The organism is Leptolyngbya sp. AN02str (assembly GCF_050565595.1).
Classification (GTDB): Bacteria; Cyanobacteriota; Cyanobacteriia; order Elainellales; family Elainellaceae; genus Kaiparowitsia.
This window is the reverse complement of record NZ_JBNXVR010000007.1, coordinates 147,870-166,475: the sequence shown is the minus strand read 5'-3', so window position 1 is coordinate 166,475 and position 18,606 is coordinate 147,870. Positions and strand designations below refer to the sequence as shown.

Below are 18,606 nucleotides of genomic sequence, written 5' to 3'. Positions count from 1 at the left end.
ATATTGCATGCATCAGTTTCACATTCTTCAACACAAGTTTTCTAAAATGGCGGTCTTGCCTGCAGTGGTGTTGACGGTCGTGTTAGGGCTATCGGCCTGTGGCAGTGGCGATCGCACCGCTGAGGCCGATGCCAACAGCGGAAATGCCGTTCAACAAATTGAAAACGACCTGACCTTTAGCAACATCACGCTAGAGCAGGCGGACGATAGCGGTGCCATGCTGTGGAAGGTCACAGCCCGGGAGGCAACCTACAACGAAGATCAGCAAGTTGCCAATGTGGCCTCTCCCTCGGGGGAACTGTTCGATGCGGGACAGCCCATTTATCGAGTCAAGGCTCAGCGCGGTGTGGTGCAGCAAGATGGCGAAAAAATATTGCTGAAGGGCAAGGTGGAAGCCGTTGACCTGAAAAGTAAAGCAGTGCTGACGGGCGACGAGTTGGAGTGGATTCCCAAGGATGGGGTGTTGATTGTGCGCAACAACCTGAAAGGGGAACATGCTCAAGTGCGCGCCACGGCAAACGAGGCACGTCTATACAACAAAGATCGGCGCATGGAATTGATTGGGCAGGTGAATGCAGTGACCAAAGATCCGGCGCTGATTTTTCAGGGCGAACGACTCGTTTGGCGAATTGATGATGAGCGAATTGTGAGCGATCGCCCTGTTCAAATTACTCGGGTGATCAACGATCGGGTCAGCGATGTGGCCCTCAGCCAAAAAGCAACCGTCGAGCTAAAAACAAAAGTCGCAACCTTACAGGATAGTGCCCAAGTCGTGACGTCCGACCCGCCCATGCAGGTCAACAGTCCAGTGCTGATCTGGAATTTGGAACAGGAAACGATTAACTCCAATCAACCGCTGACGATTGTGCTGCGGCAACAAATGATTGTGCTGAGCAGCAATCGCGGCAATTTGAATATGCGTAGCCGCATGGCCTTCTTGAATGGCAATGTGCAGGCAGTTGCCCAGCGCGATCGCTCGCTGCTCAGGTCGAATGCGCTGACGTGGAACATGGCGACCCGCGATATTGTGGCCGAAGGCAATGTGGACTATCGGCAGGCAGATCCTCCATTGATGGTGAAGGGGCCACGTGCCGTAGGTCGGCTGGAAAATCAAACCGTGGTCATGAGCGGTGGACGTGTTGTTACCGAAATCATTCCCCGGTAGCCGCGCAGCCAAAATCACTGCGTTGTGAGCCTGCCTCTGTGTGAGACCTGCATCTGGCAGCAATCGCAACAGGGATCGCTTGCTCTACGAATCGCGGCTATGGCGCTTCTTGCTGAATCGGAGGTGGCACAGGCTGGAGTAACTGAATGCGCTTGGGATCGCCCAACTCTTCGGCATAGCTTTTGAGGCGATCGCTCGGCAAAATTTCCCTAGGCAAGGCATCGACCTGTCCCCACTGACCTACCAGGGTTTGCAAAAGCCGATCTTGCTCGGCATGAAGCGTTGCCAATTCGCCCGTACCAATGTCGAAAATGGCAAACCATACCAAGCCGCGATCGCGGGTGGGAACCACACCCGCCAACGAACTCACTCGGTCTAAGGTACCCGTTTTGAAGGCGGCTCCGGGCACAATGCTACGTCGCCCTAAGGTACCTCGCTCGCGCCCCACAACGGGAAAGAAATCGGCCACCGTTAGCTCGCTCGCTTTGAATCGGCTCTGGAGCGTGAGCAACATGGCGGTGACCGCTCGTGGAGAGATTTGGTTTGCTTCGCCCAGCCCCGATCCGTTGATGAGTTGAATTTCGTTGGGTGAGAGGCGTGCTGCCGCCGCCGCCTTGGTGGCGACGCTGGGGCCACCTCCCATGCGAGTTGCTAGCCAGTCGGCAATAAAGTTATTGCTAAAGATGTTCATCGCCTTCAGGATTTGAGTCAGCGATAGACTCCGGTGCTGAAGCAGGGGCGTATAGCTGGGCGTGCGGTCCGAATACACCACATTGCCCTGAATCTGTACCACAGGCTGAGCCGGACGGTTCACCATGGTGTTGTATTGCGTGGCAGCTTCGGCATTCCACAGGTTGGCATTCATGCCCTGGCGCAACAGTTCACCTGATCGCTGCGGATTGGCCTCAAAGTTCATGGCAAAGTCGCCCGTGATGATGAGATCGCCCGTGACCTGGGTAATGCCCAACTGATTGAGTGCGGCTCCTAGCGCGATCGCCTCTTCCCAAACAAACAGCGGATCGCCCCTGCCCTCAATCACTAAGTCACCCGTGAGTACGCCTGGCTGCACTGTTCCCTGAAAGCCTACTAGGGTTTCAAACTGGTGATCAATGCCCCAAGTTTCCAGAGCGGCTAGGGTAGTCGGAATTTTGGTCAGCGACGCAGCGGGGATCGGCGTAGTGCCCCGATGCTCAGCCAAGATTTCACGGCCAGATTGGAGCCAAACTCCCTGAGCCGAGGCGGGCATTCCTAAGGCGGTGAGGCGTTGCAGGTGTTGCTGGACAGCGGCGATCGCAACCGGATCGTCAACCAACGTTGGTTCTTCAATGACCGCAGTCCAGGTGGCATCCTCACCCCAACTGGCCCAGTTGACCGCCAGCATGGGGCGCGCCTCTGGCGTATTTAGCAGTGTTGCTAGCAATCCCAAACTCAACCAATGCAGCACGGGCACAGCTCCTTACAGCGACCTGTCAACGTTAAGGCAGTTCTCAATCTGTGGGCGATCGCCAATCACCAACGCCTATCCTAACGCCAGTTTTTCCATCAGCGTACTGCCGATTTCTCATCTCTAGAGGACGGCTTTCACCTTACCCCCTCTGGCCCAAACCGTAGAAAATAGAGAAGGCTTTGTGCCCCACTTCCCAGCTTGTAACGTTTCACCCCTTTCCCTGCTATGGCCAAACCCGACCCCAACCGGATTCTGCGTCAACTGCCCCTTGTGGTCGGCAGCATTGGCGGTACGCTGCTGTTTCTCAACCGCGTGACGACTCCCATGCTGATGGATTCCCAAGCCCGTTCTGACGCGATGGGCATTATGCTGTGTGCCGTGCTGATTTTGACTGGCTTGCTGTGGCAGCGCATTCAGCCGCGATCGCCCGAGGCAGTGGTCTTGAATGGCACCGAAGGCTTGGAGCTGGCCGAAGACTTGCCCGAAGCGGTCAGAACTGAACTGGCATGGGCCTCTCACCTACTGTTGACGAACACCGTTACGCGATCGCTGCTGGTGTGGTACGACGGACGCGTGCTGCTTCGGCGGGGCGTCCTCGGGCCAAAACCTATGACCCAGGCTGGCCCTATCGTACAACGGACTCTACAAACCCAAAAGCCAATCTATTTGGTCAGTTTGCAGCTTTATCCTGGCCGGGTAGAGTTCGATTACCTACCCGACAATGTGCAGGGGCTGATCTGCCAACCCATGGGCGATCGCGGCGTATTGCTGCTGGCGGCCAATGCCCCCCGCAGCTACACCCAGCAGGATGAAGCCTGGATCGCCGGAATCGCCGATAAACTAGAAAATACCCTACACACGTTGCAGGTGCCGTCGGCATAGCTTTGCAATGAAAGCGCTGCAACGAAACGCAAGCGAGAGAAACGATGGTCGCGCTGTACTGGATTTTAGTGTTGTTGATGGGAGTGGGCATTTTGGGTGCGGTCTTGCCCGGCGTGCCTGGAGTGGGCCTCATCGCAGTGGCGATCGCCGTGTGGGGCGCATTCAATGGATTTTCGGGCATTACCCTGCCACTGGTGGTCGCTATTGTGTCGCTGTTGCTGTGTACCGGCGTTGATTTTTTGGCGACCTACTGGGGGGCAAAACGGTTTGGCGCAAGCCGATGGGGCGTCATTGGCGCATTTGTCGGGCTCTTATTGGGAATTTTTGGCTTGCTGCCTGCGTTGCCCTTTGGGGGGCCGCTGTTGGGAGCCATTATTGGCCCATTGGTGGGGGCAATTGTGGGTGAGTTCCTTTACCGCAAAGACTTTAAAGTGGCGCTCAAGGCCGGACTCGGCATCTTTGTGGGCAATGTGGTGGGACAGCTGGTGCAGCTCGTTTTGGCGATTGCCAGCACCGTCGTATTTCTAATCACGACTCTGCCACAGCTCTATGGTGGCTAGACATTGACTCACTGCGCATGAGCGTTGACTCAGCAGGGTCAATCCTGGCAACGAGCCCCCCATTCTTCCCAATCGTCAGCCCAACTTCACGATTTATCGTGCTAGAGGCAGCAGAATTTCTATCCTCTAGCGGTTTTGATCTGCCAAAAAATCGGCTAATCTGAGATAAAAGTTAACAATCGCAGTAGCCAGTACTCCCATGATTCGCCTTATCACCGACTTCGATGGTCCGATTATGGATGTTTCCGAGCGGTACTATCGCGTGTACCAGTACTGTTTGGAAACGGTACGCAAGCCAGAACAAGCCATCAACCTGCTGAGTAAGGCAGAATTTTGGGCCTTAAAGCGATCGCAAATTCCAGAACGCGAAATTGGCAATCGCTCAGGTTTATGCGATGACCAAGCCCTAGCCTTTGCCAAGCTGCGCAAGCAAACAGTCCACACCCAGCCCTATCTCATCTACGACAAACCAATTCCGGGTGCTATCGATACCCTCGTCGAAATTCAAGCCCGTGGGTACGACCTAGCCGTCATGACGATGCGCCGCACCAGCGAGCTCAACGAAGCATTTGAGCGTTGCAACTTAGGACGCTTTTTTCGGGCCGATCGTCGCTACTGCCTTAGCGACAACTATGTAAAAACTGCCGATACCAAAGATAAGCCCTTGCTGATGAAGCGTGCCCTGGCAGAGCTGCCCCCCGCCGAAACCTGGATGGTTGGCGATACCGAGGCTGACATTATCGCAGCCAAAACCTACGGAATTCCCGTGATTGCCGTCACATCGGGAATTCGCGATCGCGATCGCCTAAGTTTACACCAGCCCGATGCGATCGCCGCCAACCTCACCGAAGCCCTGCGCATGATTGAGCAATACCGCACTCAGCCCGCCCGATCCACGGTCGTTGCTGCTGCCGACTCTGACTTTGCCCAGTCGGCTTAAAGACTACACATCCCAAAGCAATAGCCCGGAATGGCTTGAATCATTCCGGGCTATTGCTTTGGGATGAAAGTTAGAAGACGGCTGAAAAGTGCCTAAAGTTTCGTGTATTGCCCTCATCCCCCAGCCCCTTCTCCCAATTTTGGGAGAAGGGGCTGGGGGATGAGGGCTACTTTTTGACTTCTCAGACATCCTCTTATGGAGATGAAAGCAAGATGGAAACGGAAACAAAAATTAGCGTAAGAAGCTAGAAACCACCCACAGCAGCACCATCGTTAACATGGCTGCAAACGCATCGGGTGAAAGCCCCATACCGCCCAGCATCGTCGCTAGCACGCTACCGATGCCCAAACCCATCAACACACCCACCACAAGCGCAATCAAGGTGAGCAAAAAGGCTCGGCCAAACTTGTGCTCTTTTCGGTTGAGGAAGTAGAAGCAGAAGGACACCCCCAAGGCTAAAGCAACGGGTGGCGAACTCAGGCTAAATAATGCCGCCGCCAGCATTAACCCACCTGGCAAGAGCACGTCATTGCGGCTGGGCGTATCAACTAGCCGCTGAAGCCACTCGGGGCTGGCCTTGGCAGGGGTTGGGGCGTAGTCGGGTGCAGGCTCAACAATACGCTCAGGAAAGCGAATGCGATCGGGCACCTTGATCCGCCCTTCCTGACGCATGCGCAAGCGCTCCATCAAGATGGCATCATAAGCTGTTTCAATCGCTTCAGCCTGACGGCGATCGCCTTTACAGGTCTCTAGCAAGCGATCGCGAGCCTCTTGAATTTCTTCAAACGAAGAATCTTCATCGACTCCAAGCTTTTCGTAATGGCTGAGGTCACTCATCTAAACCCTCCGAAGACCCGCGCAATCGTAAATTTAGAGCTACACTATGGGCATTATTTTAGAGGGAGACAGGCCAAAATGGCAGGTATTGCCATCGGTATCCAGTAGATTCCCTCGCATGCTAACCTGACTCACCCAGTTTGATATGCTGACACTAGCCACTAGTGTAGCTTTCCAGTTCTGGTTCGCAAATATAGAATCAGTAAAGATTCACCAATTTGAAGCCATAAAAATATTCCTTTTAGGAGGAAATATTGGTTCTTATCATCCAGCCCAGATTAAGCCCTAGATCTACCTTACCGTTTTGACGCAAATTTCTGGTTCTATACGGATGAATCTCTTCATTCGATGCTTAATAGAGTAAGTACAATCTCTTAAGTATTGGTTAGCATTGTTGAAATATTTACAGCCCAACGTTCAAACCCCAATTTTTTATCATCCGACTTTTTCTTTCAATCCCCGTCACTCCTTCTTACTGTTATCTAAACTTCAAGAGACAAGGTCATAGTCATGGCTCAAGCCAAGATACTCGTAGTAGACGACGACCCCGGAATTCGAAACCTGATTCACCGCTTTCTCTCCAAACATGACTATCAGGTAGAGGCAGCCGAAGATGGCAAGGGCGCGATGGCAATTTTCGAGCAATTCAACCCCGATCTCGTCATTTTGGACGTAAATTTACCAGATTCGACCGGTTATAACCTCTGCCAAGAAATGCAGGGGCGCACCGGCGTCTTTGTTCTCATGCTGACTAGTCGAGCTGACGAAGACGACAAAATCCGTGGCTTCTCGCAAGGAGCAGACGATTACCTCACCAAGCCCTTTGGGTTGCGTGAGCTAGAGGTGCGGGTTCAGGCAATTTTGAAGCGTCAGCGCCCGGTTACCCCAGCAGAGCAACAATGTTTGGAGTTCAACGGCCTATCCATTGACCCGGTGAAGCGTATTGTGACGCTCAACAGCGATTTGGTGAACCTGACGGCTCTAGAGTTTGACTTGCTGCACTTTTTGGCGAGCAATCCGGGCCGAGTATGGCGGCGAGCCGAGCTAATTCAAAAGGTGTGGGACTACGAGTATGTGGGTGACCAACGGGTTGTGGATGTCCACATTGGCCAAATTCGGAAAAAGATTGAGATTGACACCAGCCAGCCAACGCTGATTCATACAGTCCGTGGAGTGGGGTACAAGTTTGAGGCCCCCCAGCAGGTGGGAGGTGCCGCGTCAACGGTGGAGGCAGAGAGCTAGGCTCACAGGCGTTGTTTCCATCGGCAACCGATTCTCCGCCGTTCTGAACACTCCTATTTGAAAACTCCTCCTCAATCGAACGCGATCAGATCCCTTGGCTATGCTTAGTCAGGGGGTTTTGATTTGTTGCGATGGTGGCGGTTCTTGCGCTGGTTGTCACCAACGGTTGGTTTCGGTTCAGGGCTTTTTTGAGGGTTATGCGGTGCGCCATTCTCAGAAAAGCCCCCATTTTGCGTGAAGGATGCTCATGCAAATGGTGGCAAATGGTGGCTTCGGCTGATGCGGAACAGGGTACCAGGGTTTTACCAGCGGGTGTAGGGATGTTTGGAGAGATAGGCGTTGTAATAGCGGGGATCGTGGGATACGTCTTGGCCAATCCATTCGGGTAGCGCGATCGCCTGCTGTTCGTTTTCTAGCTCAACTTCTGCGATGATTAGCCCCTGATTTTCTCCAGCAAATTCATCGACTTCCCACATCAATCCCTTGAATGGGATTTTGTAGCGTGTCTTTTCAATTAAGGGGCGATCGCACAAATGATGCAGCATTTCTTCGGCATCAGCCAGGGGAATTTCGTACTCAAATTCCCGCCGAGTTAGCCCCTGAGTTGCTCCCTTAATGGTGAGGTAGCCTTGGTAGCCTGCAATGCGAACACGGACTGTACGCCCCTGAGCCGCCATCAAGTATCCCTGACGATAGGATGTCCCTGTTGCGAGCGATCGCCATCCATCGCCCGTAACCAAAAACTTGCGCTCGATTTCAATGCCCATACGTTGTTCGATGTGGCTCGTCTCTGCGAGTCTGTAAATGGCTACCGCTGGTTGATGTATAAAAAGGCATCGACTTCCGCTGGGCTGGGTTGGGCGGCGATCGCCCCAGCCCGAATCGTGGTGAGCGCTCCAACAGCATTGGCATAGCTCATGACCGACCGCACCGTTTCGGGATCTTGCAGCGCTGGAATGCCCAACTGGCACAGCTGGTGCAAGAAGCCGGCCACAAAGGCATCGCCAGCACCTGTTGTATCTTCCACATCGACCGGAAAGGCGGCCGCCTTACCCTCATACCCCGAAAACGCATAGGCACAGCCCTTGTCGCCATCGGTGACCAGCACGCCTTCTATACTTTCCAGCCGATGGGCAATCACGCCGGGATCGCGGGTTTCAAATAGCCAATCGGCTTCCTCGGCCGAAAGCTTCAGAAAATCCACTCGCTTGATTAGGCTATGAATTTGCTGCCATGCAGCCTGCTCATCCGGCCAAAACATGGGCCGCCAGTTCACATCCAGCACCAACTTGACGTAGTGCATTTCGGCGAGTTCGAGGGCACGCTGAATGGCTGCATTGGTCTCAGGATAGGGCATTTCTAGGGTGCCCAGCACGAGATAATCGGCCTGAACGAACAGCTCAGCCGGAATGTGAGCGGCCTGGAGGCGGGTATCGGCAAACTCATCACTTGTGCGATCGCCAAATCCAGCAAACTGGCGATCGCCATCCTCGGCTCGCACCACATAAATGGCCCGAGTAGGCGCTGTGGCATGCCGCTGCACACCGCTAACATCTACCCCTGTATCTTGCAAAAGCTGGACGAGATCATTGCCGGGTTCATCTTGCCCAACGCAACCCACAAAACCCGCAGGTGTACCTAGCTTGGTGAGCGCGCAGGCCACATTGGCAGGAGCACCTCCGGGGTAAGCCGTCCAGGATACAACCTGTTCATAGGGGCGACCCGGCTGATCGGCCAAGTAGTCATACAGCACTTCACCAAAACACAGTACACGGGGCTTTGTCATAACCTGTCCTCCAATCTTGTGGGCGATCGCAAAGCAACGGATCTGCCCAAGCCATCACGCTGCTTCTTGCAATTGGTTGACGACACGTTCTCCAAATTCGGCATCGGTATTTGCCAATCCCAACAGTTGCAAATATTCCTGCCACGTCAAGCCAGATGACTCAATCATGGCAAACGCGTCTGTCTCAATTTCTTGTTGCACTCGTAGAGATTCTAATTGAGTTTCGGCCGATTGCAGATCCCCCTCACGCTGTTCAATTAGGTTTAAAACCTGAAGATACGCGTGAACGAACTGGCTCACTTTTTCGGATGAAATATCTTCTGCTTGCAGATTAAACGATCGGGGTAAGGGCTCGATGATGGGCTCAGCTTGCAGCTCTGACTGAGGGGCAGGCTCGGCAAGAGCGGGGAAACTTGGCAACATCACCCATCCAATCATCAATACCCACCCAATCACCCAGGCCACAGCGCTCAGGTAGCCAAAACGGTGAGAGGAAGGTCTGCTAGTAGACGTGCGATCGCGCAGCATGGGGTGTGTTGGCAACAGACAGAACATTATCGGTGTTTGCATGACAGCAGTATCTGTGGCAGCGGATGGGATGGCAGCGGAGGGGACGGCAGTCATGGCCTCAAAAGCTCACCAGCGTCGAGTACGCTGAACCACGTCTAAAATGCCAGCTGCGATGGTGAGTATCAGCAAAATCCAAATCACAGCTCCTGGCAAAAAAGTCAAAATGCCAAAGCCTCGCATCAGCCACACAGCTGCAGTAATAGCCAGCGCAAATAAAAAGATGCTGGTGGTCACTCGCATGATGCTCTTACCTACCCCCACGCTAAGCTCGTCGGCGAATGCCCGCCAAAATGCCAGACCCAATTGCAAGCAACACCAATGCCCAAATGGCCTCTTGCGGAATGTTTTGCAATACACCAAATGCCTGCAACAGCAACAGAATTGCCATCGTCACGAGCAAAAAGCCCATGGTGAAGAGAAAGATTGTGATGGCAAGGTTGGGAGAACGGCCCACAGATATTACTCCAAATTCAATCCAAACTATTTGTACCGCTTTGTAGGGCTATTTTTCAGCGAAATCAAACAAACAAGGAAAAACCGCCGCTGGGTTCCTTGCCATTTTATGTGACGAGTGAATCTATCCGAGATTCTACAGTGACCTACAATGCTAGGGTCTCGAATTTCGCGATCGCCACGGAGGCCGCTTTCCCCAATGTATCGACTATTGTAGAGAAGCCCGTCAGTCAGCGCATGTACAAGTTGGCAGAGAGCAGTCCGTGCATCACCCAATCGAGAGCGCCCCACAGCAGCTTTACTCTTCCCCCGATTGGGGTGGCTTGTTTATTCGCCTTTGGCGTTGCGGCATCGCTTCAAACTTAGCAGAAACTTTATCAGAACCCTGTGCATTTCCTTATAAAACTCATTGCACACTGGTGAGAGTCTAAGGCTCTTTGCAGGGTTGATCCGGAGTTACAGTAATGCGAACTGAGACCCTAACCCCTATGGTTGCATTCTCTTCAGACCTAAACGCGGCCTCATTGAATTCTCCTCATTCCGATTCTCGTGCCGCTGGTATGACAACAAACGCGACAACAATACCTCCTACTGGCAGCGATCGCACCCGATTGCTCAACGGCGAAATTTTGCTCAACACTCAACCCCATACCGATTGGGGCGCTGCGGTTACGGCTACCATGTTTTTGCCTGTATCGCGGGAGTCTGCGTGGCAGCAGCTCACCACCTACTCTCGCTGGGTGGAATTTTTTCCCGATGTGACTCGCAGCGAAGTGATTTCGCAAACGGCAGAACGTAGCTGGAAGCGGCTGTATCAGGCGGCAACCAAAAGCTTCCTCATGTTTTCGGCTCAGGTGGAGGTGTACTTGAGCGTGCTGGAACGGCATTTGGGCGATCGCCAGCACATTCAGTTCCGCATGGAGCGAGGCAATTTCCACGACTTTTCGGCTGATTTGGAACTGCACGACTATCGCGACGGCACCTTGCTGACCTATTCGGTCAAGGCCACTCCCACCATTCCAGTGCCCTCAATGGTATTGCAGCAGGCCATGCGCATTGATTTGCCCAGCAATATGCAGCAAATGCGCCGCGTGCTGTGTGCCTAAGCTAGTTGCATGATGATTCTTACCAATGACGATGGCATTGACGCACCAGGAATTCGAGCGTTGCAGCGATCGCTCTCCCTGATACAGAGTGCCAGCCGCAGCGTAATTGTAGCCCCTGCCGGCCATTACTCTGGATGTAGCCATCAGGTCACAACCCATCGCCCCATTGCCATTCAACAGCGGGCGGAAGGGGAATATGCGATCGCTGGAACACCTGCCGACTGCACCCGCATCGCTCTGAGTCACTTAGCTCCCGACACCAACTGGGTTCTGTCGGGTGTGAATGCGGGTGGAAATTTGGGCACGGATGTATATATTTCTGGCACGGTGGCGGCGGTGCGTGAGGCGGTGCTGCATCGGGTGCCAGGGATTGCCCTGTCCCACATGATTCGACGTGGCATGCCCATTGACTGGGAGTACGCTACACAGCAAACCGCCCGCGTGTTGGAGAAGCTGATGGCGCTGCCGCTGGAACCGGGCAGCTTTTGGAATGTGAATCTGCCGCCGCTCACCCTGGCCGACCCAGAGCCAGAGCTAGTGTTTTGTCCGTTGTGTACCCAACCGCTACCGCTGGAGTTTGTGCTGGAGGACGACGCTTGGCGCTATGCCGGGGAATATCCCAAGCGCGATCGCGATCCTCAAGCAGACGTAGACGTGTGCTTTTCCGGCAACATTGCCATCACCAAAATTAAGCTTTGGAACTGAGTCTGTTGGTGCTGGAATTCAGGCAGGCATCTGCCATCCGCATCGCGCAATCGTTCTCTAGCATGCTTGGAGCAGCCATCAATCCACAAGACCTGAGCCAAGCATGAGCAATACAAAGGAATAGAACAGGCCGCAGTAAACAAACAAGCCAAGGTTGAACCCGGCAAAGACACGCCCTAGCATAAGAGGTCGCCACCACACGAGGGCTGCCACCGCACAGCCTATCGACACCACGGCTGCAACCAACGGCCCAAAAGGGATCATCACATTAGACAGCCAGGTAAACTGCGTCACCAGGCTTACCCCCAGCAGCACCAAAACCGCACCAAGGCCACTAGATAAGCCCGCGATCGCCCGATTTCCGTGTCCTCTCAAATTCCAGGCAAAGAACCCACCCAGCACAGCCGAAAACGCTACCCCAACGGCGATCGCCAACATGGTGCGCACAGGAGTTGTGTCATACCAACCCAACAGGCCCGCATACCGAAGCAGCAACACCATAAAAGCTCCATAGCCAATCGTTGCCGTTACAATGCCCGCATTCAATCTGGTAATGGCGTTTAGCTGTTGGTGAGTGTTGAGCCATGCCGTGATGCAAGCCAGAATTGCTGAAGCGATCGCCACCTGCTGCACCAGCCGAAACCACCCCGCCTCGCCCGATTGCTCAAGGGGATAGGTACTGCGCAACGCTTGCATTTGGTCGCGACTCAAACCTAGATCCGAGTTCAGCCCAATCATCGGTATCGCTCCGGGGCCATAGTCGTAGTAGGCTTCGCAGCCCACTGGGGTGCCGCTGTAGGTTGCCTCACACGCCACATTCGGCGCAAACATGACACGCTCACGACTGGGATAGCGCACCATCACCACGAGCGATCGCCCGTCAACGGTTGTCGTGCATTCATCCACGGTATCGCCCAAAGTACACGTAAATGCCCGCCCTGGCAGAATGGCGGTTACAGCGGCGGTCGAGGGTTCACCCAAGCGTACCGAAGCAATACCGCCCTCTAGGGCAGCGGGAGAGGACGCGCCTATCTTTCCCATCACGGCAAACACCACCACGACCACCACCCCAATGACCACCCACATTCCATGGCGAATGATTCGCTGCATCACTTGACTCCACCGAGTAAGATGTCGCTGTTTACACACACAGGACTTACGCAAGCCCACTCAATCTGGTGTGTTGGTGTTGTGAGTAGGGTGCTTCGCACCCTACTCACAACACCAATGCGTAAGTCCAGACACAGACAAAGTTGTACTTAGAATTCCCGCCTCTTATCAGGATTGATCTCTCTGGGAGGGCAAACTGTTCCCCTGGCTTGCAAGAATTGATCGCGATCCATTTTAGGATGAGGAAACAAGCAGACAGTTGATCGAGTCCGGCACAGAAAAGGAGTAATGGCATGCGCGTGCTAGTGATGGGCGGAACCCGCTTTATTGGCGTGTACCTAACCAGGAAGTTGGTCAAGCAGGGGCACGACGTAGTGCTGTTTAACCGGGGCAACAAGCCGATTCCGGTAGAAGGGGTTTCGCACATTGTGGGCGATCGCACCGATCCCCTCATTTTGAAAGACAAGCTGGCCCATGAATCCTTTGATGCCGTGTTTGACAACAATGGCCGCGAGCTGAGTGATACCCAGCCTCTGGCAGAAATTTGTCGCGATCGCATCCAGCACTTTATCTATGTCAGCTCGGCAGGGGTGTATTTGAAATCGGATCAAATGCCCCATATAGAAGGCGATGCCATAGATCCCAAAAGTCGTCACAAAGGCAAGTTTGAAACAGAAACCTATTTAGCGGAGCAGGGATTGCCCTTCACATCCATTCGTCCGGTCTACATTTACGGGCCGCAGAACTACAACGATTTGGAAGCGTGGTTTTTCGATCGCATTGTGCGCGATCGCCCCATTCCCATACCTGGCAACGGGATGCACCTCACTCAGTTGGGCCATTGCAGCGACCTAGCAGCGGCGATGGCAGCCGTGTTGGGCAACACACAAGCGATCGGCAAAATTTACAACATCTCGGGCGATCGCGCCGTCACCTTCGATGGATTGGCCCGCGCCTGTGCGGCGGCGGCTGGCAAAGCCCCCGACAGCGTACAGCTCGTTCATTACGACCCCAAAGCCTTTGACTTTGGTAAGCGCAAGGCTTTTCCCATGCGAACGCAACACTTCTTCACCGATATTCACCAGGCCAAAACCGATTTGGGCTGGCAGCCTGAGTTTGATTTGGTATCGGGCCTCCAGGACTCGTTCCAGAATGACTATTTGGCTTCGGGACGCGACAAAGCTGAAATCGACTTTTCTGTAGATGATGAAATTTTGGCGGCTCGGTCGTAAGCAGCTCAACTCCTAGCCCCCTGCACGAATATTTTTTTGCAGCATCAGTTTCGGTTAAGGGCTTTTCTGAGGGTTGCGCGACGCGCAACCCTCAGAAAAGCCCATTTTTGCGTGCGCGACGCGCACGCAAAAATGGGCACTTCAGCTTATCCAAAACTCAGTTTTTTGCAGCATGAATTGTGGCACAGCGACGCTGCCTCCAATTCATGCTGCAGGTCTGCTAGCTGGCGGGCTTGCCAAAGGCGTAGATCGCACCCGACACAAGGGTGAGGCCAACCGCTAACCAAAAGGCAACTTGGGCAAGCAAACTTGTCGCTGTCATGGGGGCAATCAACAGGGCGATCGCCCCAATTTGGGTAACCGTCTTGAGCTTGCCCCAAATGTTGGCTCCCGAAATTTTGACCTGGTTGACGCGCCATCCGGCGATCGCCAGCTCTCGCGCCAAAATCAAAAACACGCCCCAGGCAGGCACCTGCCCCAACTGAATCAACGACAGCAGGGGAGCCAGCACCAGCAGCTTATCCACCAAAGGATCCAAGAACTTACCCAGATCGGTCACCTGATTGAGCTTGCGAGCCAGGTATCCATCGAGCCAGTCAGTCCCCGCCGCGACCAAAAAAATGGCCAATGCCAACCAGCGTAGCGACTCGGTTGGCTGGTGTAGCAACACCAGCAACACAGGCACACCAACCAAGCGCGAAACCGTAATCCAAGTAGGAAGGTTCATACCCAAGCACCAAACAGGGAAGATTAAGCCCAAGCGATCGCATCCACATGCTGTGAGGGGGATGTATGCCGTCTAGTGATTCAACATGGGATGGGTTAACCATTGGGGCGACAAAATTGCGAATGGCCAAAAGCGCGAATGGCACAGGTCAGCCATCATTGGTGGAACTCCCAACTGCTCAAGCTTCAATCATAAAGCGTTACAGACTAGAGCAATGCCGCAATTTGCCTGACTAGCAATCGCACTCCACACTCCGATAGAAAATTATTGGTTGGCAACTGCGTGCTGAAACAGGGAAGACAACCCATCCTGAACCGAGCCGAACCAACCTGGCAATTGCTGACGCAAGTTGAAGCGTATGTATGCGCTTACAGTCGGGTCTTGAAAAGGCTAGGATAAATTTACCCCCACGGAAAAACGCAACATTTGGCGTTTGTCCGCCCATTCAAGAGGTCGATTCATTATAAACATGTTTTTTTAGCAAACCCGGGATGCCCACTGGCTATGGGTCATTTTCTGAACATTTGGGCAGCACAACTTTCTCATCGAAACATTACTAACCTTTGCTTGCGCCTTCAACATGGTTGCTCAATCCGTTGGTTGTGGACGGTTGCAGCCGTATTGCAGCTGTTGGGTACGGCTGGCGTTTTAGGCTATTGGGCTGATCGATACGAACGGCATACTGTTCCTCATTTTTCGCATCAGTTAATCGATGAAACGAGCCTGCGAATTGCAACCAAGCTAGAGTCCTATTTGGCGATCGCCCATTTAATGGGTCAACTGATCGAACAGGATGTGGCAGACGGCAGGCTCAACCTTGAAAATATGCGGCAGGTTGAACAACACTTGTGGAGCCGGATGCAAACCTTTGGCTCTGTGAGTAGTCTAAGCATCGGCCAATCTCAGGGCAATTTGCGCGCCGTTACCCGACTGGGCCATTTGCAATTGCTCAAGATTGATGCCCCAAAGACCAATCAGATCCAGCACTATTCCCTTAGTGCCAACGGTAGCCCCCAGCAACTGCAGGATATCACCACAACGCTGCCGGTGTCGCAGGTAGCCTGGTATCAAAAAGCGATCGCAACCCAGCACCCAACCTGGAGCCCCATCACGCCAGCGTTGGGATATACGACCCTATCCATGTATGCTAGTCGGCCGCTCATTGATCCAGTTACGCAAGAGCTGCAAGGCGTTGTGGCTGTAGGCATTGAGTTGGAACTGCTGAACCACCTACTGGCCGCCATGAAAACCAGCACCGTAGGCACCATCTTTTTGGTGGAGCCCAACGGTTTGATAGTGGCCAGCTCCACAACAACCCCTACCTTTACCGCAACTCTTGCCAACGGCAAGTTGCAATATAAGCGCATTGCCGCCGTTGACAGTCGCGATGATTCGGTGCGAACCATTAGTCGGTTTTTGGCGAACCACCACGAAGGGTTTCAAAACATTGAGCAGGGCACACTACATCGCGTTCACACACCCGAGGGAATCCAACTCATCCATGTCCAACCTTTTCAGGATCAATATGGCCTGCGGTGGCGGCTGGTGACCGCGCTATCGGAGACTGGGATAGCGGCCATGGGCACCGCCCAATGGCCCGTGGGGTTGAGTATCCTGGTGCTTTTAGTTCCGCTGAGCGTTGGAGTATTAGCCACGCAGTGGAAGCGCAGGTTTATTACCCAATTGAGTCGGGCTACTCGGCTGGCATTGCAAGGCGAAATGGATGTGCGGGTTGAAGTTCCACCGCAACGCGACTTGGGAAATGTGGCCGAAGCGTTTAACCAACTCATGCATCAGCTACAAGAGCAGCGCCAACGGCTTGAGCAAGTGGATAGATTACCGAATGCTCAACGGTTTCATAATTTGGTACAAAATTTGGATGTGGGGGTGCTAGTTCACCAAGCGCACTCATCGGAAGTACTGAGCAACCCGGCAGCACTGCGCCTGTTGGGTTTGACAGAGGCGCAGCTAGCGGGTACGGTCGCATTTGACCCTCAGTGGGCGATGTTGCGAGAGGACGGCTCGCCCCTGCCTGATGAGGAGCATCCCGTGGCGATCGCCCTAGCCACTGGCGAGCCTCGGCGGAACGTAGTCATGGGGGTCATCAACCCTTTTCGCCAGGCCCATGTGTGGCTATCCGTGAATGCCGAGCCCCAATACGATGCGGAGGGGCACGTGCTGCAAGTGGTGTGTACGTTTAGCGATATTAGCGACCTGAAGCACGTTGAGTCGGCGCTGCGGCTCAAAATTGAGCGAGAACAAACGCTGAATCGAGTGATTCAGGTAATTCATAATTCCTTGAACCTGAAGGATATTTTTTCGACGGCCGCGCAGGAAGTTGTGGAACTATTGCGGGCTGATGCGGTCGCTATTGTGCAATACGTGAACACTCGCGATCGCTGGGTAACGGTTCATACCCATGGTCGCCGGGCGCGCGGTGCCCGAGCCCATGAGTTTCAGTTTACAGATCAGGGCAATCCACTCAGCCAGCGGTTACGTCAGCTCGAAACGATACAAATTACAGAACCGGAAACCTTAGCAGACACCATCCACCATCGGTTGGTGCGGGCCTTTCCGGGGCCTTGGCTGCTGGTTCCCATTCACTATGGCGAACAAAGTGGAGAGCGCATTTGGGGTTGCTTGTGCCTGCTGAGGGTGCAAGCTGCCCATCAATGGAATGAGGATGAATGCGGTTTGGCAGAGGTGATTGCAGCTCAGTTGGCGATCGCCATTCAGCAGTCGGAATTGTACCAACGGCTAGAAGCCGCCAACCAACAGTTGGAGCATTTGGCAACCATTGATGGCTTAACCCAGGTAGCCAACCGTCGCCGCTTTGATGACTATCTACAGCAAGAGTGGTTGCGTTTGGCTCGCGAGCAGCGATCGCTCTCGTTAATTCTGTGTGATGTAGACCATTTCAAAGCCTACAACGATACCTACGGCCACCAGGCCGGCGATGTATGCTTAATTCGCATTGCCCAAACGATTAGCAAAACGGTCGCCCGACCTGCCGACCTGTTGGCCCGCTATGGCGGCGAGGAATTTGTCATTGTGTTGCCCAATACCAGTACCACCGGGGCAGTTCATGTTGTGGAAAAGATTCAGCAGGCAATGCGATCGCTCTCAATTTTGCATGCATCGTCGCCGATTCAGCCCTACGTCACCCTGAGTTTGGGAGTGGCTACGACCCTGCCTAATTCAAATCTCTCGCCCCAACTGTTGATTGAAGTGGCCGATCACGCGCTGTATCAAGCCAAAAGCCAAGGACGCGATCGCTACGCCGTGTTATCCCTTTAGCAACCTGGAATCTGGCGATGGATTGCTCTTCATCCCGTTGCCTATAAAGCCGCAGGGAGGCATTGGCACAGAGTCATCATCGCGATGTCTGACAAACTCGCGCCCATAGGGGATGGCTCGGTCCCTGCTGCCGGATTTTTAGGACTCGATCTTGCAAGCGACGGCGATCGCCTTCGGGCAACCCAAACAAAATATTGCGGCTCTGCCACACCAACACACTCACCGTCATGCCAATGCACAAGGCCAAAGCCACCGCAGGAACCGGATTAAAGGCGAGAGAGTAACGTACCGCCGTCCAAGTAAAGTAGTCCAGCCATAGGGCAATTTCCGAGCGCAGCGACCATACGCTGAAAGGAGCCAGTAATACCCACAACGCCACGACAACCGCCCAGCGACCATACACCGTTAGGCGATGCAGTCGCTCCATTTGCTGTCGCAGCTCTGGGTCTAGCACATCTCCAATGAGGTTGTGGTTTGCCTCAACGGAAGGCGGTTGCGGAGAGTCGTTCATGACATGTGGCTGGTCGCACCCTTCTGTACCCGGTTA

19 protein-coding genes are annotated in these 18,606 nt (G+C 53.8%); 9 read left to right on the top strand and 10 right to left on the bottom strand.

Going from position 1 to position 18,606, the window contains the following annotated elements; all coding sequences use genetic code 11:
• The first annotated feature begins 7 nt into the window (after nucleotides 1-7).
• Nucleotides 8-1,165: an LPS export ABC transporter periplasmic protein LptC gene (lptC, locus tag ACQ4M4_RS07760; protein WP_430683907.1), complete on the top strand. Its 1,158-nt coding sequence runs from the start codon at nucleotides 8-10 to the stop codon at nucleotides 1,163-1,165.
• Nucleotides 1,166-1,262: 97 nt separating this feature from the next.
• Here the strand turns inward: lptC and ACQ4M4_RS07755 are convergent, their stop codons facing one another.
• Nucleotides 1,263-2,609, bottom strand: coding sequence for a D-alanyl-D-alanine carboxypeptidase (locus ACQ4M4_RS07755; protein ID WP_430683906.1), 1,347 nt, complete (start codon nucleotides 2,607-2,609; stop codon nucleotides 1,263-1,265).
• Nucleotides 2,610-2,837: 228 nt separating this feature from the next.
• Between ACQ4M4_RS07755 and ACQ4M4_RS07750 the strand changes: the two genes are divergently transcribed.
• The 3 genes from ACQ4M4_RS07750 to ACQ4M4_RS07740 all read left to right on the top strand — a co-directional run bounded on the left by ACQ4M4_RS07750 (nucleotide 2,838) and on the right by ACQ4M4_RS07740 (nucleotide 4,994).
• On the top strand, nucleotides 2,838-3,494 hold the full coding sequence (locus tag ACQ4M4_RS07750; RefSeq protein WP_430683905.1) for a cofactor assembly of complex C subunit B: 657 nt from the start codon (nucleotides 2,838-2,840) through the stop codon (nucleotides 3,492-3,494).
• A gap of 44 nt (nucleotides 3,495-3,538) precedes the next feature.
• Nucleotides 3,539-4,054 (top strand): DUF456 domain-containing protein, encoded by a 516-nt coding sequence (locus ACQ4M4_RS07745; RefSeq protein WP_430683904.1) that lies wholly within the window; start codon nucleotides 3,539-3,541, stop codon nucleotides 4,052-4,054.
• Nucleotides 4,055-4,253: 199 nt separating this feature from the next.
• Nucleotides 4,254-4,994: an HAD family hydrolase gene (locus ACQ4M4_RS07740; protein WP_430683903.1), complete on the top strand. Its 741-nt coding sequence runs from the start codon at nucleotides 4,254-4,256 to the stop codon at nucleotides 4,992-4,994.
• Between the two features lie 231 nt (nucleotides 4,995-5,225).
• Here ACQ4M4_RS07740 and ACQ4M4_RS07735 read toward each other — a convergent pair whose 3' ends face one another.
• Nucleotides 5,226-5,831 (bottom strand): CPP1-like family protein, encoded by a 606-nt coding sequence (locus ACQ4M4_RS07735; RefSeq protein ID WP_430683902.1) that lies wholly within the window; start codon nucleotides 5,829-5,831, stop codon nucleotides 5,226-5,228.
• A 510-nt stretch (nucleotides 5,832-6,341) separates the two neighbouring features.
• On the opposite strand from ACQ4M4_RS07735, the gene ACQ4M4_RS07730 reads away from it, so the two are divergent.
• Nucleotides 6,342-7,073 (top strand): response regulator transcription factor, encoded by a 732-nt coding sequence (locus ACQ4M4_RS07730; RefSeq protein WP_430683901.1) that lies wholly within the window; start codon nucleotides 6,342-6,344, stop codon nucleotides 7,071-7,073.
• Between the two features lie 302 nt (nucleotides 7,074-7,375).
• On the opposite strand, the gene ACQ4M4_RS07725 is transcribed toward ACQ4M4_RS07730, so the two are convergent.
• Genes ACQ4M4_RS07725 through ACQ4M4_RS07705 form a run of 5 tightly spaced genes read right to left on the bottom strand, consistent with a single transcriptional unit; the run spans nucleotide 7,376 to nucleotide 9,883 of the window.
• Nucleotides 7,376-7,840 carry a CYTH domain-containing protein gene (locus ACQ4M4_RS07725; RefSeq protein ID WP_430683900.1) on the bottom strand — a complete coding sequence of 155 codons (465 nt, stop codon included), beginning with the start codon at nucleotides 7,838-7,840 and terminating at the stop codon, nucleotides 7,376-7,378.
• Between the two features lie 41 nt (nucleotides 7,841-7,881).
• Nucleotides 7,882-8,859 carry a carbohydrate kinase family protein gene (locus ACQ4M4_RS07720; protein ID WP_430683899.1) on the bottom strand — a complete coding sequence of 326 codons (978 nt, stop codon included), beginning with the start codon at nucleotides 8,857-8,859 and terminating at the stop codon, nucleotides 7,882-7,884.
• A gap of 54 nt (nucleotides 8,860-8,913) precedes the next feature.
• Nucleotides 8,914-9,483, bottom strand: a complete 570-nt coding sequence (locus ACQ4M4_RS07715) for a DUF4168 domain-containing protein (protein WP_430683898.1) — start codon at nucleotides 9,481-9,483, stop codon at nucleotides 8,914-8,916.
• Between the two features lie 12 nt (nucleotides 9,484-9,495).
• Complete coding sequence (locus ACQ4M4_RS07710) at nucleotides 9,496-9,669, bottom strand: hypothetical protein (protein ID WP_430683897.1); 174 nt, start codon at nucleotides 9,667-9,669, stop codon at nucleotides 9,496-9,498.
• A gap of 22 nt (nucleotides 9,670-9,691) precedes the next feature.
• On the bottom strand, nucleotides 9,692-9,883 hold the full coding sequence (locus tag ACQ4M4_RS07705) for a hypothetical protein (RefSeq protein WP_430683896.1): 192 nt from the start codon (nucleotides 9,881-9,883) through the stop codon (nucleotides 9,692-9,694).
• 559 nt (nucleotides 9,884-10,442) lie between these two features.
• On the opposite strand from ACQ4M4_RS07705, the gene ACQ4M4_RS07700 reads away from it, so the two are divergent.
• On the top strand, nucleotides 10,443-10,988 hold the full coding sequence (locus ACQ4M4_RS07700) for an SRPBCC family protein (protein WP_430683895.1): 546 nt from the start codon (nucleotides 10,443-10,445) through the stop codon (nucleotides 10,986-10,988).
• Between the two features lie 9 nt (nucleotides 10,989-10,997).
• Nucleotides 10,998-11,693 (top strand): 5'/3'-nucleotidase SurE, encoded by a 696-nt coding sequence (surE, locus tag ACQ4M4_RS07695; protein WP_430683894.1) that lies wholly within the window; start codon nucleotides 10,998-11,000, stop codon nucleotides 11,691-11,693.
• 78 nt (nucleotides 11,694-11,771) lie between these two features.
• Here the strand turns inward: surE and ACQ4M4_RS07690 are convergent, their stop codons facing one another.
• Complete coding sequence (locus ACQ4M4_RS07690) at nucleotides 11,772-12,803, bottom strand: hypothetical protein (protein ID WP_430683893.1); 1,032 nt, start codon at nucleotides 12,801-12,803, stop codon at nucleotides 11,772-11,774.
• Between the two features lie 293 nt (nucleotides 12,804-13,096).
• On the opposite strand from ACQ4M4_RS07690, the gene ACQ4M4_RS07685 reads away from it, so the two are divergent.
• Entirely contained in the window at nucleotides 13,097-14,035 is a 939-nt protein-coding gene (locus ACQ4M4_RS07685) for an NAD-dependent epimerase/dehydratase family protein (protein ID WP_430683892.1), read from the top strand.
• A gap of 220 nt (nucleotides 14,036-14,255) precedes the next feature.
• On the opposite strand, the gene pgsA is transcribed toward ACQ4M4_RS07685, so the two are convergent.
• Nucleotides 14,256-14,762 (bottom strand): CDP-diacylglycerol--glycerol-3-phosphate 3-phosphatidyltransferase, encoded by a 507-nt coding sequence (gene pgsA / locus ACQ4M4_RS07680; protein ID WP_430683891.1) that lies wholly within the window; start codon nucleotides 14,760-14,762, stop codon nucleotides 14,256-14,258.
• Nucleotides 14,763-15,329: 567 nt separating this feature from the next.
• Between pgsA and ACQ4M4_RS07675 the strand changes: the two genes are divergently transcribed.
• Nucleotides 15,330-18,059: a diguanylate cyclase domain-containing protein gene (locus tag ACQ4M4_RS07675; RefSeq protein ID WP_430683890.1), complete on the top strand. Its 2,730-nt coding sequence runs from the start codon at nucleotides 15,330-15,332 to the stop codon at nucleotides 18,057-18,059.
• A 76-nt stretch (nucleotides 18,060-18,135) separates the two neighbouring features.
• On the opposite strand, the gene ACQ4M4_RS07670 is transcribed toward ACQ4M4_RS07675, so the two are convergent.
• Entirely contained in the window at nucleotides 18,136-18,570 is a 435-nt protein-coding gene (locus tag ACQ4M4_RS07670) for a hypothetical protein (protein WP_430683889.1), read from the bottom strand.
• Between the last annotated feature and the right edge of the window lie 36 nt (nucleotides 18,571-18,606).